At 56.7% G+C, this 17,343-nt stretch carries 11 protein-coding genes, 2 tRNA genes and 3 rRNA genes; 8 read left to right on the top strand and 8 right to left on the bottom strand.

Features of this window, described 5'->3' with window-relative positions; genetic code table 11:
- Positions 1-70: 70 nt before the first annotated feature.
- From rrf to aptA, 7 genes are all read right to left on the bottom strand, one after another.
- Positions 71-186, bottom strand: a 5S ribosomal RNA gene (gene rrf / locus ACYZT2_RS04800).
- 173 nt (positions 187-359) lie between these two features.
- Positions 360-3,251: ribosomal RNA gene (locus ACYZT2_RS04795) — 23S ribosomal RNA — on the bottom strand.
- Between the two features lie 236 nt (positions 3,252-3,487).
- Positions 3,488-3,563 (bottom strand) — tRNA-Ala (locus ACYZT2_RS04790).
- A 30-nt stretch (positions 3,564-3,593) separates the two neighbouring features.
- Positions 3,594-3,670 (bottom strand) — tRNA-Ile (locus ACYZT2_RS04785).
- A gap of 163 nt (positions 3,671-3,833) precedes the next feature.
- Positions 3,834-5,372 (bottom strand): 16S ribosomal RNA (locus tag ACYZT2_RS04780).
- The 16S, 23S and 5S rRNA genes sit together here with 2 tRNA genes alongside, the layout of an rRNA operon.
- 625 nt (positions 5,373-5,997) lie before the next feature.
- Complete coding sequence (locus ACYZT2_RS04775; RefSeq protein WP_007906810.1) at positions 5,998-7,491, bottom strand: CoA-acylating methylmalonate-semialdehyde dehydrogenase; 1,494 nt, start codon at positions 7,489-7,491, stop codon at positions 5,998-6,000.
- 78 nt (positions 7,492-7,569) lie between these two features.
- Positions 7,570-8,919, bottom strand: coding sequence for an omega-aminotransferase AptA (aptA, locus tag ACYZT2_RS04770; protein WP_461970562.1), 1,350 nt, complete (start codon positions 8,917-8,919; stop codon positions 7,570-7,572).
- Between the two features lie 138 nt (positions 8,920-9,057).
- Between aptA and ACYZT2_RS04765 the strand changes: the two genes are divergently transcribed.
- The 6 genes from ACYZT2_RS04765 (at position 9,058) to ACYZT2_RS04740 (ending at position 15,624) form a co-directional block, all read left to right on the top strand.
- Positions 9,058-9,978 carry a LysR family transcriptional regulator gene (locus ACYZT2_RS04765; protein WP_008006295.1) on the top strand — a complete coding sequence of 307 codons (921 nt, stop codon included), beginning with the start codon at positions 9,058-9,060 and terminating at the stop codon, positions 9,976-9,978.
- A 211-nt stretch (positions 9,979-10,189) separates the two neighbouring features.
- Positions 10,190-10,840 (top strand): TetR/AcrR family transcriptional regulator, encoded by a 651-nt coding sequence (locus ACYZT2_RS04760; protein WP_461970560.1) that lies wholly within the window; start codon positions 10,190-10,192, stop codon positions 10,838-10,840.
- 7 nt (positions 10,841-10,847) lie between these two features.
- A complete protein-coding gene (locus ACYZT2_RS04755; protein ID WP_461970558.1) occupies positions 10,848-11,429 on the top strand; it encodes an IMPACT family protein in 582 nt (193 codons plus the stop codon).
- Positions 11,430-12,014: 585 nt separating this feature from the next.
- Positions 12,015-13,580, top strand: coding sequence for an ABC transporter ATP-binding protein (locus tag ACYZT2_RS04750; protein ID WP_461970556.1), 1,566 nt, complete (start codon positions 12,015-12,017; stop codon positions 13,578-13,580).
- Positions 13,581-13,591: 11 nt separating this feature from the next.
- Positions 13,592-14,698 carry an ABC transporter permease gene (locus tag ACYZT2_RS04745; protein ID WP_461970554.1) on the top strand — a complete coding sequence of 369 codons (1,107 nt, stop codon included), beginning with the start codon at positions 13,592-13,594 and terminating at the stop codon, positions 14,696-14,698.
- The gene (locus ACYZT2_RS04740; RefSeq protein ID WP_461970552.1) at positions 14,698-15,624 is read left to right on the top strand and encodes an ABC transporter permease; all 927 of its coding nucleotides are present in this window, start codon (positions 14,698-14,700) and stop codon (positions 15,622-15,624) included. The genes ACYZT2_RS04745 and ACYZT2_RS04740 overlap by 1 nt, the downstream gene beginning before the upstream one ends.
- 39 nt (positions 15,625-15,663) lie before the next feature.
- Here ACYZT2_RS04740 and ACYZT2_RS04735 read toward each other — a convergent pair whose 3' ends face one another.
- Entirely contained in the window at positions 15,664-16,128 is a 465-nt protein-coding gene (locus tag ACYZT2_RS04735) for a hypothetical protein (RefSeq protein ID WP_461970550.1), read from the bottom strand.
- A gap of 82 nt (positions 16,129-16,210) precedes the next feature.
- Here ACYZT2_RS04735 and ACYZT2_RS04730 point away from each other — a divergent pair, with 82 nt between their 5' ends.
- The gene (locus ACYZT2_RS04730; protein WP_461970548.1) at positions 16,211-16,561 is read left to right on the top strand and encodes a MerR family transcriptional regulator; all 351 of its coding nucleotides are present in this window, start codon (positions 16,211-16,213) and stop codon (positions 16,559-16,561) included.
- 26 nt (positions 16,562-16,587) lie between these two features.
- Positions 16,588-17,274, top strand: coding sequence for an SDR family oxidoreductase (locus ACYZT2_RS04725; RefSeq protein WP_448722911.1), 687 nt, complete (start codon positions 16,588-16,590; stop codon positions 17,272-17,274).
- Positions 17,275-17,343 lie beyond the last annotated feature (69 nt).

Raw genomic sequence — 17,343 nt, 5'->3', positions numbered from 1 at the left:
CTGTACGAACTTTCCTGCGGACAAAACAAAACCCCTACCTGCATACGCAGATAGGGGTTTCGGAATTTGATCTTGACGATGACCTACTCTCACATGGGGAAACCCCACACTACCATCGGCGATGCATCGTTTCACTGCTGAGTTCGGGATGGGATCAGGTGGTTCCAATGCTCTATGGTCGTCAAGAAATTCGGTAGCCAGGTCGTTCTCTCTTGCGAGATCACGCTCCAGCGAATGGGTATGTGATAGATCGGTGTTTCGTGAGTGTCACAAACTTTCGGTTCGTTTCGTCTTCACACACCGCAATCTGGTGCCTTTTCGCTTTTCAGCTCGAAGCCTGCAAATTGCTTGGGTGTTATATGGTCAAGCCTCACGGGCAATTAGTATTGGTTAGCTCAACGCCTCACAGCGCTTACACACCCAACCTATCAACGTCGTAGTCTTCGACGGCCCTTCAGGGGACTCAAGGTCCCAGTGAGATCTCATCTTGAGGCTAGTTTCCCGCTTAGATGCTTTCAGCGGTTATCTATTCCGAACATAGCTACCCGGCAATGCCACTGGCGTGACAACCGGAACACCAGAGGTTCGTCCACTCCGGTCCTCTCGTACTAGGAGCAGCCCCTCTCAAATCTCAAACGTCCACGGCAGATAGGGACCGAACTGTCTCACGACGTTCTAAACCCAGCTCGCGTACCACTTTAAATGGCGAACAGCCATACCCTTGGGACCGGCTTCAGCCCCAGGATGTGATGAGCCGACATCGAGGTGCCAAACACCGCCGTCGATATGAACTCTTGGGCGGTATCAGCCTGTTATCCCCGGAGTACCTTTTATCCGTTGAGCGATGGCCCTTCCATACAGAACCACCGGATCACTAAGACCTACTTTCGTACCTGCTCGACGTGTCTGTCTCGCAGTCAAGCGCGCTTTTGCCTTTATACTCTACGACCGATTTCCGACCGGTCTGAGCGCACCTTCGTACTCCTCCGTTACTCTTTAGGAGGAGACCGCCCCAGTCAAACTACCCACCATACACTGTCCTCGATCCGGATAACGGACCTGAGTTAGAACCTCAAAGTTGCCAGGGTGGTATTTCAAGGTTGGCTCCACGCGAACTGGCGTCCACGCTTCAAAGCCTCCCACCTATCCTACACAAGCAAATTCAAAGTCCAGTGCAAAGCTATAGTAAAGGTTCACGGGGTCTTTCCGTCTAGCCGCGGATACACTGCATCTTCACAGCGATTTCAATTTCACTGAGTCTCGGGTGGAGACAGCGCCGCCATCGTTACGCCATTCGTGCAGGTCGGAACTTACCCGACAAGGAATTTCGCTACCTTAGGACCGTTATAGTTACGGCCGCCGTTTACCGGGGCTTCGATCAAGAGCTTCGCGTTAGCTAACCCCATCAATTAACCTTCCGGCACCGGGCAGGCGTCACACCCTATACGTCCACTTTCGTGTTTGCAGAGTGCTGTGTTTTTAATAAACAGTCGCAGCGGCCTGGTATCTTCGACCGGCATGGGCTTACGCAGTAAATGCTTCACCCTCACCGGCGCACCTTCTCCCGAAGTTACGGTGCCATTTTGCCTAGTTCCTTCACCCGAGTTCTCTCAAGCGCCTTGGTATTCTCTACCCAACCACCTGTGTCGGTTTGGGGTACGGTTCCTGGTTACCTGAAGCTTAGAAGCTTTTCTTGGAAGCATGGCATCAACCACTTCGTCACCCAAAGGGTAACTCGTCATCAGCTCTCGGCCTTAAGATCCCGGATTTACCTAAGATCTCAGCCTACCACCTTAAACTTGGACAACCAACGCCAAGCTGGCCTAGCCTTCTCCGTCCCTCCATCGCAATAACCAGAAGTACAGGAATATTAACCTGTTTTCCATCGACTACGCTTTTCAGCCTCGCCTTAGGGACCGACTAACCCTGCGTCGATTAACGTTGCGCAGGAAACCTTGGTCTTTCGGCGTGGGTGTTTTTCACACCCATTGTCGTTACTCATGTCAGCATTCGCACTTCTGATACCTCCAGCAAGCTTCTCAACTCACCTTCACAGGCTTACAGAACGCTCCTCTACCGCATCACCTAAGTGATACCCGTAGCTTCGGTGTATGGTTTGAGCCCCGTTACATCTTCCGCGCAGGCCGACTCGACTAGTGAGCTATTACGCTTTCTTTAAAGGGTGGCTGCTTCTAAGCCAACCTCCTAGCTGTCTAAGCCTTCCCACATCGTTTCCCACTTAACCATAACTTTGGGACCTTAGCTGACGGTCTGGGTTGTTTCCCTTTTCACGACGGACGTTAGCACCCGCCGTGTGTCTCCCATGCTCGGCACTTGTAGGTATTCGGAGTTTGCATCGGTTTGGTAAGTCGGGATGACCCCCTAGCCGAAACAGTGCTCTACCCCCTACAGTGATACATGAGGCGCTACCTAAATAGCTTTCGAGGAGAACCAGCTATCTCCGAGCTTGATTAGCCTTTCACTCCGATCCACAGGTCATCCGCTAACTTTTCAACGGTAGTCGGTTCGGTCCTCCAGTTAGTGTTACCCAACCTTCAACCTGCCCATGGATAGATCGCCCGGTTTCGGGTCTATTCCCAGCGACTAGACGCCCTATTAAGACTCGCTTTCGCTACGCCTCCCCTATTCGGTTAAGCTCGCCACTGAAAATAAGTCGCTGACCCATTATACAAAAGGTACGCAGTCACCCAACAAAGTGGGCTCCCACTGCTTGTACGCATACGGTTTCAGGATCTATTTCACTCCCCTCTCCGGGGTTCTTTTCGCCTTTCCCTCACGGTACTAGTTCACTATCGGTCAGTCAGTAGTATTTAGCCTTGGAGGATGGTCCCCCCATATTCAGACAAAGTTTCTCGTGCTCCGTCCTACTCGATTTCATGACCAAGAGATTTTCGCGTACAGGGCTATCACCCACTATGGCCGCACTTTCCAGAGCGTTCCGCTAATCTCAAAGCCACTTAAGGGCTAGTCCCCGTTCGCTCGCCACTACTAAGGGAATCTCGGTTGATTTCTTTTCCTCAGGGTACTTAGATGTTTCAGTTCCCCTGGTTCGCTTCTTAAGCCTATGTATTCAGCTTAAGATACCTAACTTATGTTAGGTGGGTTCCCCCATTCAGACATCTCCGGATCAAAGTCTGTTTGCCGACTCCCCGAAGCTTTTCGCAGGCTACCACGTCTTTCATCGCCTCTGACTGCCAAGGCATCCACCGTATGCGCTTCTTCACTTGACCATATAACCCCAAGCAATCTGGTTATACTGTGAAGACGACATTCGCCGAAAATTCGCGATTAAACTCACAAATTTTACCTTAGCCTGATCCACTACCAGTGAAAGTAGTGTTCAGTCTATCTTTCTATCACATACCCAAATTTTTAAAGAACGATCTAATCAAAGACTAGAAATCAACATTCACCATCGTCACGATGGAATGCTCATTTCTAAGCTTTCAACAAACAGAAGCAGTAGTGGTGGAGCCAAACGGGATCGAACCGTTGACCTCCTGCGTGCAAGGCAGGCGCTCTCCCAGCTGAGCTATGGCCCCGTATTTCTACAGGCGTTTCCCACACAAAATTGGTGGGTCTGGGCAGATTCGAACTGCCGACCTCACCCTTATCAGGGGTGCGCTCTAACCAACTGAGCTACAGACCCAATTTCGAGCTACTAAGGCCGACCTCACCCTGCTCTTAACCACACAGCATGGGGTGCGCTCCAACCAACTCAGCTACAACCTGATACAGGCTGCTTCTTATCGTCTTCTTCAATGAATCAAGCAATTCGTGTGGGAACTTATGGAGCAGCTGATGTCGTCGATTAAGGAGGTGATCCAGCCGCAGGTTCCCCTACGGCTACCTTGTTACGACTTCACCCCAGTCATGAATCACACCGTGGTAACCGTCCTCCCGAAGGTTAGACTAGCTACTTCTGGTGCAACCCACTCCCATGGTGTGACGGGCGGTGTGTACAAGGCCCGGGAACGTATTCACCGCGACATTCTGATTCGCGATTACTAGCGATTCCGACTTCACGCAGTCGAGTTGCAGACTGCGATCCGGACTACGATCGGTTTTCTGGGATTAGCTCCACCTCGCGGCTTGGCAACCCTCTGTACCGACCATTGTAGCACGTGTGTAGCCCAGGCCGTAAGGGCCATGATGACTTGACGTCATCCCCACCTTCCTCCGGTTTGTCACCGGCAGTCTCCTTAGAGTGCCCACCTTAACGTGCTGGTAACTAAGGACAAGGGTTGCGCTCGTTACGGGACTTAACCCAACATCTCACGACACGAGCTGACGACAGCCATGCAGCACCTGTCTCAATGCTCCCGAAGGCACTCCGCTATCTCTAGCAGATTCATTGGATGTCAAGGCCTGGTAAGGTTCTTCGCGTTGCTTCGAATTAAACCACATGCTCCACCGCTTGTGCGGGCCCCCGTCAATTCATTTGAGTTTTAACCTTGCGGCCGTACTCCCCAGGCGGTCAACTTAATGCGTTAGCTGCGCCACTAAGAGCTCAAGGCTCCCAACGGCTAGTTGACATCGTTTACGGCGTGGACTACCAGGGTATCTAATCCTGTTTGCTCCCCACGCTTTCGCACCTCAGTGTCAGTATCAGTCCAGGTGGTCGCCTTCGCCACTGGTGTTCCTTCCTATATCTACGCATTTCACCGCTACACAGGAAATTCCACCACCCTCTACCATACTCTAGCTCGTCAGTTTTGAATGCAGTTCCCAGGTTGAGCCCGGGGATTTCACATCCAACTTAACGAACCACCTACGCGCGCTTTACGCCCAGTAATTCCGATTAACGCTTGCACCCTCTGTATTACCGCGGCTGCTGGCACAGAGTTAGCCGGTGCTTATTCTGTCGGTAACGTCAAAACAATTACGTATTAGGTAACTGCCCTTCCTCCCAACTTAAAGTGCTTTACAATCCGAAGACCTTCTTCACACACGCGGCATGGCTGGATCAGGCTTTCGCCCATTGTCCAATATTCCCCACTGCTGCCTCCCGTAGGAGTCTGGACCGTGTCTCAGTTCCAGTGTGACTGATCATCCTCTCAGACCAGTTACGGATCGTCGCCTTGGTGAGCCATTACCTCACCAACTAGCTAATCCGACCTAGGCTCATCTGATAGCGCAAGGCCCGAAGGTCCCCTGCTTTCTCCCGTAGGACGTATGCGGTATTAGCGTCCGTTTCCGAGCGTTATCCCCCACTACCAGGCAGATTCCTAGGCATTACTCACCCGTCCGCCGCTCGCCACCAGGTACAAGTACCCGTGCTGCCGCTCGACTTGCATGTGTTAGGCCTGCCGCCAGCGTTCAATCTGAGCCATGATCAAACTCTTCAGTTCAAACATCTTTGGGTTTTTAAGAAACCCTAAACTTGGCTCAGCAATCGTTGGTTACATCTTTGATTTCTCGCGGAGTAACTTGTGATGCTGATAATCTTGTTGACTATCAGTCTGACCCCACAAGCACCCACACGAATTGCTTGATTCAGTTGTTAAAGAGCGGTTGGTTAAGATCTTTCGTCTCAACCGAGGCGCGCATTCTACAGCAGCCTCTGTTGCTGTCAAGCGGTTATTTTCAGAAGTTTTCAAGGTTTTCCTCAACAACTTCAACCACTTGCGCTTCCGATCTCTCGTTAGCGGGAGGCGAATTCTACAGCGTTACTCGCTGCTGTCAACACCTCTTTTTCTCCGCTTTCGACCGAGAAGATCGAACCGTCAAAAGAGCCAAACAACACCGCCCTTTCAACTCCTTCTGGCTTCGATGAACTGAAGCGTAACCGCTGTCGAAAACTGCGTAACTCTTTGTTTACCAAGGAGTTTTCCGTTTCGACTGCGCCGGAAGTGGGGCGGATTATAGGCTGTCAGAATCTGCCGTCAACACCAATTTTCACATTTCTGTCATATAAGCCCAAAAAGCCCGAAAACACGAAGGCCGACCTCAAGAGGTCGGCCTTCTGCCCCCTCCTTACAAGCTAGGGAATGCGAACTGCGAAGCCTCATGGCTCGCTCGTTGCGGCCAGCGCTGGGTAATCGCCTTGCGACGAGTGTAGAAACGCACGCCATCCGGACCATACGCATGCAGATCGCCAAACAGCGAACGCTTCCAGCCGCCAAAGCTGTGATAAGCCACTGGGACCGGCAATGGCACGTTGACGCCGACCATGCCCACTTCAATCTCATCGCAGAACAACCGCGCCGCTTCCCCATCACGCGTGAAGATGCAAGTGCCGTTGCCATACTCGTGATCGTTGATCAGTTGCATCGCCTCTTCCAGGCTGTTGACCCGAACGACGCACAGCACCGGCCCGAAGATTTCTTCTTTATAGATGCGCATCTCTGGCGTGACGTTATCGAACAGGCAACCGCCCAGGAAGAAACCTTCCTCATGACCGGCCACGCTCAGACCACGACCATCCACCACCAAAGTCGCACCCGCTGAAACGCCGTCTTCTATATAGCCGCTGACTTTGTCGCGAGCCTGACCGGAAACCAGCGGCCCCATGTCCAGGCCACAGGTCGTACCGGCACCGATTTTCAACGCTTTGACCTGCGGTACCAGTTTGGCCACCAACGCATCGGCCACCTGATCGCCGACGCACACCGCCACCGAGATTGCCATGCAGCGCTCACCGCACGAACCGTACGCCGCGCCCATCAGCGCGCTGACTGCGTTATCCAGATCCGCATCCGGCATCAATACCGCGTGGTTCTTCGCCCCGCCCAACGCCTGGACGCGTTTGCCGCGCTTGGTGCCTTCGGCGTAAATGTATTCGGCAATCGGTGTCGAACCGACAAAGCTCAGCGCTTTGACTTCTGGCGCTTCAATCAAGGCATCCACCGCAGCCTTGTCGCCATGCACCACACTCAGCACGCCTTTCGGCAGGCCGGCTTCCAACAGCAGCTGAGCAATCAGCAGCGTCGAGCTTGGATCGCGCTCGGACGGTTTCAGAATAAAGCAGTTGCCACAGACGATCGCCAGCGGATACATCCACAGCGGCACCATGGCCGGGAAGTTGAACGGAGTAATACCGGCCACCACGCCCAATGGCTGGAAATCCGACCAGGCATCAATGTTCGGCCCGACGTTACGGCTGTACTCGCCCTTGAGGATTTCCGGTGCTGCGCAGGCGAATTCGACGTTCTCGATCCCGCGCTTCAATTCACCAGCCGCATCTTCCAGGGTCTTGCCGTGTTCTTCGCTGATCAATTGGGCGATGCGGGCTTCGTTCTGTTCCAGCAATTGTTTGAAGCGGAACATCACCTGAGCACGCTTGGCCGGCGGAGTGTTACGCCAGGCCGGGAACGCAGCTTTGGCCGAGTCGATGGCTTTTTGAATGGTTTCACGGCTGGCCAATGGCAGCTTGTGGATCGCCTGACCGGTGGACGGGTTGAATACGTCGGCCGTACGACCGTCTTCGGTCACCAGTTCGCCATTGATCAAATGCGGGATAAGGCTCATGCGGGGCTCCTGAAAAGTTGTCCACGGACGCCCTTCAAAGGGCGCCTTTCTTTCTATTAGTGGGAATAGAGGGAAAAATCAGTCGATCTTGTTCAGCACTTCGCCGACCGCGTCGAACAGACGATCAAGGTCTTGCGGCTTGCTGTTGAAGGTTGGGCCGAACTGCAGGGTGTCGCCGCCGAAGCGCACGTAGAACCCGGCTTTCCATAAGGCCATGCCGGCTTCGAACGGACGCACGATGGCATCGCCGTCGCGAGGCGTAATCTGGATGGCACCGGCCAACCCGTAGTTACGAATGTCGACGACGTTTTTCGAGCCCTTCAAACCATGCAACGCATTTTCGAAGTGCGGCGCCACTTCCGCCACGCTTTGCACCAGGTTTTCCTTTTGCAGCAGGTCGAGTGCAGCTAGGCCCGCAGCACAAGCCACCGGGTGGGCGGAATACGTGTAGCCGTGCGGGAACTCCACCGCGTACTCAGGCGTCGCCTGGTTCATGAAGGTCTGGTAGATCTCGGAGCTGGCAATCACCGCGCCCATCGGGATCGCGCCGTTGGTGACTTGCTTGGCAATGCACATCAGGTCAGGAGTCACGCCGAAGCTGTCGGCGCCGAACATCGAACCGGTACGACCGAAACCGGTGATCACTTCGTCGAACACCAGCAGGATGTTGTGCTGATCGCAGATTTCGCGCAGACGCTTTAGGTAGCCCTGCGGCGGAACCAGAACGCCAGCGGAACCGGCCATTGGTTCGACGAATACCGCAGCAATGTTCGAGGCATCATGCAACTCGATCAGCTTGAGCAGTTCATCGGCCAGGGCGATACCACCTTGCTCCGGCATCCCACGGGAAAACGCATTGCTCGCCAGCAAAGTGTGCGGCAGGTGATCGACGTCCATCATCGCCTGACCGAACAGTTTGCGGTTGCCGTTCACGCCGCCGAGGCTGGTGCCGGCGATGTTCACGCCGTGATAACCACGAGCACGACCGATCATTTTGGTTTTGGTGGCCTGGCCTTTCAGGCGCCAGTAAGCACGCACCATTTTCACCGCCGTGTCTGCACACTCGGAACCTGAGTCGGTGAAGAACACGTGATTCAGATTGCCCGGCGTCAGCTCGGTGATTTTTTCGGCCAACTGGAACGACAGCGGGTGACCGTACTGGAAGCCCGGCGAGTAATCGAGGGTGCCCAATTGCTTGGCTACCGCTTCCTGGATTTCCTTGCGGGTGTGTCCGGCGCCGCAGGTCCACAGACCCGAGAGCGAATCGTAGACCTTGCGACCCTTGTCGTCTGTCAGCCAACTGCCTTCGGCAGCCACGATCAGTCGCGGGTCGCGCTGGAAATTGCGGTTCGCGGTGTAGGGCATCCAGTGCGCATCGAGCTTGAGCTGGCTAGCCAGGGAAGTCGGGGCGTTTTCAGGCACGTTCATGGGCAAAACCTCGCAGGGCAATAGCGGCGTGGAGATGAAAAGCGTTCTTGCAGCTAAATTGCCACGGGGATAAAGTCGGTGAAATTCAACTTTTCTAACCTTCAGTCAGCCCGCTACTAAACTTTGAGTAAACAAAGCATGAGCAGCCGTCGTCCCGACCCGCTGGCGCAAGTCAGTGACTTTGATATTCGCCTGCTGCGGATTTTTCGCAGCGTCGTGGAATGCGGCGGCTTCTCCGCGGCAGAATCGGTGCTGGGGATCGGTCGCTCGGCGATCAGCCAACAGATGAGCGATCTGGAGCAACGCCTCGGCCTGCGTCTGTGCCAACGCGGTCGCGCCGGTTTTTCCCTGACCGAAGAAGGCCGCGAGGTCTACCAATCAGCGCTGCAGCTATTAAGTGCGCTGGAAAGTTTCCGCACCGAGGTCAACGGTCTCCACCAACACTTGCGCGGTGAGTTGACCATCGGCCTGACCGACAACCTGGTGACCCTGCCCCACATGCGCATTACTCACGCCTTGGCGCAGTTGAAGGAGCGTGGCCCCGACGTACAGATCCAAATCCGCATGATCGCGCCCAATGAAGTCGAACAAGGCGTGCTCGACGGTCGCTTGCACGTCGGTGTGGTGCCACAAGCCAGTGCGCTATCGGGTCTGGAATATCAGCCGCTCTACAGCGAACGCTCGCTACTGTATTGCGCGGTCGGTCATCCGTTGTTCTATGTCGACGACAAACAACTGGACGATGAACGCCTCAACAGCCAGGACGCCATCGCCCCGACCTTCCGTTTACCCGCCGAGATTCAGGCCCACTATCAGGCGCTCAACTGCACCGCCAGTGCGTCGGATCGCGAAGGCATGGCATTTCTGATTCTGACCGGGCGCTACATCGGTTATCTGCCGGATCATTACGCCAGCCTCTGGGTGCAGCAGGGCCGATTACGTGCGCTGAAACCCAAGGCGCGTTTTTATGACCTGAGCCTGGCATCGGTCACCCGCAAGGGCCGTCGTCCCCATTTGGTGCTGGAGAGCTTTTTGGAGAGTCTGGCAGCGACGCGTTGAACAACTATAGAAACCTGTGGGAGCCGAGCTTGCTCGCGATGGCTCCAGGTCAGTCGCCATCGATGCTGAATGTTAAGCCGCCTTCGCGAGCAAGCTCGGCTCCTACAGGGATTGCGGTGTTCAGGTTTTATCGCAACAGGACTTGTCTGAGACCTGCGGGTGCGCTATCAACGCATCTGGTTGCATCCATCTACCCTGTTCGGAAGTGCCTATGACCTTTGAAGTCCCAGCCCACGGCGGCAAACCCGCCAGCCGCATTCGTCAGAAGAACGAAGAGACCATCATCAAAGCCGCCGAAGACGAGTTCGCCCGTCACGGGTTCAAAGGCACCAGCATGAACACCATCGCGCAGAATGCCGGGTTGCCCAAAGCGAATCTGCATTACTACTTCACCAACAAACTCGGTTTGTACGTGGCGGTGCTGAGTAACATTCTTGAATTGTGGGACAGCACCTTCAATACCCTGACCGTCGAGGATGATCCGGCAGAAGCATTGACCCGATACATCCGCGCAAAAATGGAATTCTCCCGGCGCCAACCGCAAGCTTCGCGGGTCTTCGCCATGGAGGTCATCAGCGGCGGCGAATGCCTGAGCGCACATTTCAACCAGGACTATCGCATCTGGTTTCAGGGCCGGGCCGCAGTGTTTCAGGCGTGGGTCGACGCCGGCAAAATGGACCCGGTCGACCCGGTGCACCTGATCTTCCTGCTGTGGGGTAGCACCCAGCATTACGCCGATTTTGCCACGCAGATCTGCCGTGTCACCGGGCGCACCAAGTTGACCAAGCAAGACATGGAAGACGCCGGCAACAACCTGATCCGCATCATTCTCAAAGGCTGCGGCCTGACGCCTGCTATCTAAGACACTTATGCCTTTTACCCTCAGTGGTTTTTGCGAATTCCGCGAAGAGATTCGCAAAAGCCGCTTCATCGCCCTCGCCGGACCAATCACTAGGGCAGCTGATGCCCAAGCGTTCATCGAGCAGCACAGTGATTTGAACGCCTCGCACAATTGCTGGGCCTGGAAACTCGGCGATCAATATCGCAGCAGCGATGATGGCGAACCCGGCGGCACCGCTGGCCGGCCGATTCTGGCAGCGATCGAAGCGCAGGATTGCGATCAGGTCGCGGTGCTGGTGATCCGCTGGTATGGCGGCATTCAACTGGGCACCGGCGGCCTCGCCCGGGCCTATGGCGGCGGTGCCAACAAATGCCTGCAAGGGGCGCCGAAGGTTGAGCTGATCAGTCGGGTGCCGGTCAGTTGTGCCTGTGCATTTGGCGAGTTGGCGCTGGTGAAGCTTCGGGTGGCGGAACTGGGTGGTTTGGTCGTGGAGGAAATCTTCACGGCCAATGGCGTGGAACTGCAATTGGCGATCGGCGAGGGGCAGATAGTGACCTTGCAGATGCAGCTGGCGGATTTGAGTCGCGGGCGCATTTTGTTGCAGCGATAAAAGAAAGATCAAAAGATCGCAGCCCTGCGGCAGCTCCTACGCGCCTGGGGGCGCTGCGATCTTTTGGGGCGCGCTGATTTGCCCTGCATTCGATACTTGCCCACATCTGCTGTGCACCCGGCTGTGGATAACCTGAGCACATTCCGCTGTAGCCCTTCTGTCATGCGGCTTTGCGGCCTTTGCTCATTTTTCGTCCAAATCGTCGACGGCTACGTTTATTTCAAGAAAAAACAATCAGTTAGAGCGGTTTATCACCTTTAGAAGAAAGCCCCTCAGTGCTTATGCCCGTGCGATTGGCTTGCGCACAAATACTGTGGAACAACCTGTGGATAACCCGTTCATGGGTGGCGCAGTCCCATGTCCGACATAGCCTGCAGGCTACTGCTCGTTTTTTGATCAATTACCCGCGCGCAAACCGGAGCCTGATTAAAGAGCATGCCCTTAAGTGGTGCCTGATTCGGAATTGGAATATGACGAGGTCCCCCTTCACAACGCCTATGCCAGCAAGGCTTTGCCGATTTCCTGACTCAATGGCCAGGAAATTGCTTTACCCACAGGCATAACTTCTGTCGTCCCGAGACTGTCATGCCCAACCCCGTACCGATCCCCGATCAAATACCCCGCCTGCAATTGCGCAGACTCAGCAAACGTTATCCCGGTTGCCTGGCCAACGATGCCATCGACTTGAGTATTGCGCCCGGTGAAATCCACGCCCTGCTCGGCGAAAACGGTGCGGGCAAAAGTACCCTGATGAAGATCATCTACGGCGTCACTCTCGCCGACTCAGGGGAGATGATCTGGCAGGGCCAGCGCGTGACCATGCGCAATCCGGCCCAGGCTCGCGGCCTCGGCATTGGCATGGTGTTCCAACACTTCTCGCTGTTCGAAACCCTGAGCGTGGCGCAGAACATCGCGCTGGCAATGGGCGCGGCGGCGGGTACGCCGAAGCAGCTTGAGCCAAAAATTCGTGAAGTGTCCCAACGCTACGGCATGGCGCTGGAACCGGAGCGGCTTGTCCACAGCCTGTCCATCGGCGAGCGTCAGCGGGTGGAAATCATTCGCTGTCTCATGCAAGACATCCGCCTGCTGATTCTCGATGAGCCGACGTCGGTACTGACGCCGCAAGAAGCCGACGAATTGTTTGTCACTTTGCGTCGACTGGCGGCCGAGGGCTGCAGCATTCTGTTTATCAGCCACAAGCTCGGCGAAGTACGCGCGTTGTGCCACAGCGCTACGGTGTTGCGCGGCGGTCGGGTGGCCGGGCATTGCGTGCCGGGCGAGTGTTCGGACCGGCAACTGGCGCAGTTGATGGTCGGTGAGGCCGCCGAGCTTATTACCGACTATCCGAAGGTCATTGGCGCTGATGCGTTTTTGAGCGTGACGGGATTGTCCTGGCACAACCCGGACCCGTTCGGCTGCTCACTGAAGGACATTGACTTGGACGTACGCAGCGGTGAAATCGTCGGTGTCGCCGGAGTGGCTGGCAATGGTCAGGATGAGTTGCTGGCCTTGCTCAGTGGCGAAGAACGGTTGCCCCGCGATGACAGCGCAACGATCAGTTTCGGCGGACAACCAGTGGCGCATCTGCGGCCGGATGCACGACGCAAACTTGGCCTGGCATTCGTCCCCGCCGAGCGTCTGGGCCATGGCGCGGTGCCGGAGCTGAGCTTGGCAGATAACGCGCTGCTCACCGCCTTTCAACAGGGGCTGGTCAGCAACGGGCTGATCCAGCGCGGCAAGGTCGAAGCGCTGGCCGAAGACATCATTCGCCGCTTCGGGGTCAAGACACCTGATGCCCAGGCGCCTGCTCGCAGTCTGTCCGGCGGCAACTTGCAGAAATTCATCCTCGGCCGGGAAATCCTCCAGCAGCCTAAATTGCTGGTGGCCGCGCACCCGACCTGGGGCGTCGACGTCGGTGCGGCGGCGACCATTCACCGGGCGTTGATTGCCTTGCGCGATGCTGGCGCGGCGATTCTGGTGATCTCTGAAGACCTCGACGAACTGTTCCAGATCAGCGACCGCCTCGGCGCCCTGTGCGGCGGTCGGCTGTCGCCATTGCAGGCCACCGTCGACACCCATCTGAGCGACGTCGGCGGCTGGATGGCCGGCCAGTTCGACGCCCCTCAATCACACGCCCCCGTAGCGCTTTAACGGAGTTTCACATGCTGCTTTCTCTCGAACCCCGCGGCCAGCAATCGCGCCTGATGTTGTGGTGCTCGCCCTTGCTGGCGGCCGTGCTGACGCTGGGCTGTGGCTCATTGTTGTTTATCGCGCTGGGCCACGATCCGTTGCTGACCTTGCACACTTTGCTGATTGCACCGATCAGCGACGTGTACGGCGTCTCTGAATTGTTGGTCAAAGCGTTGCCGATTCTGCTCTGCGCATTGGGCCTGGCGGTGGCGTATCAGGCGCGGATCTGGAACATCGGCGCCGAAGGTCAGTTGCTGCTCGGCGCCTTGGCCGGCAGTGCCTTGGCGGTGAACATCATTGGCTTGCAAAGCCGCTGGGCGCTGGTGTTGATCCTGCTCACCGGCACTCTGGCCGGCGCCGTATGGGCCGGGCTGACGGCGTGGTTGCGCACGCGCTTCAACGCCAATGAAATCCTCACCAGCATCATGCTCAATTATATCGCCCTGAACCTGCTGCTGTTCTGCGTCCACGGGCCGCTGAAGGACCCGGCCGGGTTCAACTTTCCAGAGTCGGCGATGTTCGGCGATGCCAGTCGACTGCCGCTGTTGATCGAGGACGGTCGGGTTCATGCCGGTGTGTATTTCGCCTTGCTCGCGCTGGTGGCGGTGTGGGTGTTGCTGCAGAAAAGCTTTGTCGGCTTTCAGATCAAAGTGCTCGGGCTGGACAAGCGCGCGGCCGGTTTCGTCGGCTTTCGCGAGAAGCGGCTGATTTGGCTGGCGCTGTTGATCAGCGGTGGTTTGGCGGGGTTGGCCGGGGTCTGCGAAGTCACCGGGCCGATCGGCCAACTGGTGCCGCAGGTCTCGCCGGGTTACGGCTATGCGGCGATCACCGTGGCGTTTCTCGGGCGGCTGAATCCCATCGGCATTCTGTTTTCCAGCCTGTTGATGGCGCTGCTGTACATCGGCGGCGAGAGCGCGCAGATGAGCATGAATCTGCCCCAGGCAATCACCCAATTGTTCCAGGGAATGATGCTGTTTTTCCTGCTGGCCAGTGATGTGCTGATTCTCTACCGACCGCGCTTGAACCTGCGCTGGTCCCGTCGTGCACAAGCCACCGCCGTACAAGCAGGAGCGCTGTGATGGATATCGATCTGCTGAGCAATATTTTCTACGCCATGGTCCGCTGCGGTACGCCGTTGTTGCTGGTGGCGCTGGGCGAACTGATTTGCGAGAAGAGTGGCGTCCTCAATCTGGGGCAGGAAGGCATGATGCTGTTTGGGGCGGTGATAGGTTTTATCGTCGCGCTGAACAGCGGCAACCTCTGGCTTGGCGTGTTGCTGGCGATGCTCGCCGGGATGCTGTTGTCGTCGCTGTTTGCCTTGGTGGCACTGGTGTTCAACGCCAATCAGGTGGCGACCGGGTTGGCGCTGACGATCTTCGGCGTGGGCCTGTCGACCTTTGTCGGCGCAGCGTGGGTTGGCAAACCGTTGGCGGGTTTTGAGCCGATGGCGATTCCGTTGTTGAGTGAAATCCCGCTGATCGGGCGGATGCTGTTTGCTCAGGACTTGTTGGTGTACTTGTCGTTCGCGCTGTTCACGTTAGTGGCCTGGGTGATTCTGAAAAGTCGCGTCGGGTTGATTATTCAGGCGGTCGGCGAAAACCCGGACGCCGCCAGTGCCATGGGCTTGCCGGTGTTGCGCGTGCGTACGCTGGCGGTGCTGTTTGGCGGCGCAATGGCGGGGTTGGCCGGAGCTTATCTGTCCCTGGCCTACACGCCAATGTGGGCGGAAAACATGAGCGCCGGTCGCGGCTGGATTGCCCTGGCGCTGGTGGTGTTTGCCAGTTGGCGGGTGTGGCGATTGCTGCTCGGGGCGTATCTGTTCGGGCTCGCCAGCATCCTGCACCTGGTGGCGCAGGGGTTGGGGCTGGCGATTCCGTCTAGCCTGCTGGCGATGCTGCCGTATGTCGCGACCATTGTGGTGTTGGTGCTGCTGTCCCGGGATGCCGCGCGCACACGGTTGTATGCGCCGGTTTCGTTGGGGCAGCCGTGGCAGGCCGGGCATTAGGGTTGGCCATCAGGGCCTCTTCGCGGGCAAGCCTCGCTCCTACAGATCTTGTGTAGTTCGCGGATGACGTGAACGACTCAAATCCGTAGGAGCGAGGCTTGCCCGCGAAGGCGCCCGAACAGGCATCACCTGAACAACGCCCCACGCCAATTCAAAGAACAAGAAAATCGCCAATAGCGAACTCGCTCCATGGAACAACGCATAAGCCTGCCAAGCTGAAAACAGAAACCTCCCCACCGCGTCATACCGCCCAAACACCTGCTGCGGATCACGAATCCGCAGCACCGCCCAGACGCACACAATCGAACCCAACAAATTCGCCATCAGCATGTGCATCGGCTCGAATGGCGGTAGCTCGCCAGGCAGATTGAAAGTCTGACTCAGGCTCATCAACACGCCATGCAACGCGGCAAAACTCCACGGCGTAACGAACGCAGCGGTCACGATCAGGTCGTACCACGCACTGCCACGCACCACTTGACGATATTGCGTTGAAGTCCACATCCGTCTTGCTCCATAAATTCAGGGAGCAACAAGGCTAAAGCCTGGAGTATGCTCCAGGGTCAAGCCCTCTCGAGACATCAAGATGCGCATCGGTGAATTAGCCCAGGCCAGCGCCGTCAGCCGCGACACGTTGCGCTTTTACGAGCAACGCGGGTTGATCGCCGCGCAACGTAGCGCCAATGGTTATCGCGACTATCCGGCGGAGATGGTGCAACTGGTGCTGTACATCAAGACAGCTCAGCGGCTGGGCTTTACCCTTGGCGAGATCGGCAGCAGCGTCGCCGCGCTGTGGCAGGCGCCCGACCCAGCCAATGCCGTTACCCGGCTGCTGCAAGACAAACTCAACCTGATCGAAACCCGCATCGCCGAACTCGATGTCTTGCGTCAGGAATTGCAACATCGGCTCGGTCAGCATTGTCCATTGAATCCGTGATTTCTCATCCATCAAGGAAGCCATTCATGTCTACGGCAAAAACCGCACTCATCATCGGTGCCTCCCGAGGCCTGGGCCTCGGTCTGGTGAAAACCCTGCTGGCCGACGGTTGGCAAGTCACCGCCACCGTGCGCAACCCGCAGAGCGCCGAAGCCTTGCAAGCGTTGGGCAAGGTGCGAGTCGAAAAACTCGACATGGACGATCAGCAAGCGGTCATCGCCCTGAGCCAACAACTCAAGGGGGAAGTGTTCGACCTGTTGTTCGTGAATGCCGGGGTCAAGGGCCCGGAGGTCCAGACACCGGGCGGCGCGACGTTGGCCGAGGTCGGTCAATTGTTCTTCACCAACGCCGTGGCGCCGATCAATTTGGCCCAGCGTTTTGTCGGGCAGATTCGTGAAGACAGCGGCGTGCTGGCGTTCATGAGTTCGGTGCTGGGCAGCGTGACCATGCCCGACGCGCCGGAGCTGGCGCTGTACAAGGCGAGCAAAGCGGCGCTGAACTCCATGACCAACAGCTTCGTCACTCAACTGGGCGAACAGAAACTCACCGTGCTGTCGCTGCATCCGGGTTGGGTGAAGACTGATATGGGCGGTGAAGGTGCGGACATTGATGTGGAAACCAGCACGCGCGGGTTGATCGATCAGGTGAATGCGTATGCCGGCAAGGGCGGGCATCATTTTGTGAACTACAGGGGTGAGACTATTCCCTGGTAACACCGCCGCTCCCACAGGGGTTTCGCATCGTCCTGTCGGACCGGGCTTGCCCGCGAAGCTTTTTTGTTC

The sequence above is a fragment of the Pseudomonas sp. MDT1-85 genome (genome assembly GCF_054898065.1).
This window is presented reverse-complemented; position numbering and strand designations above follow the sequence as displayed.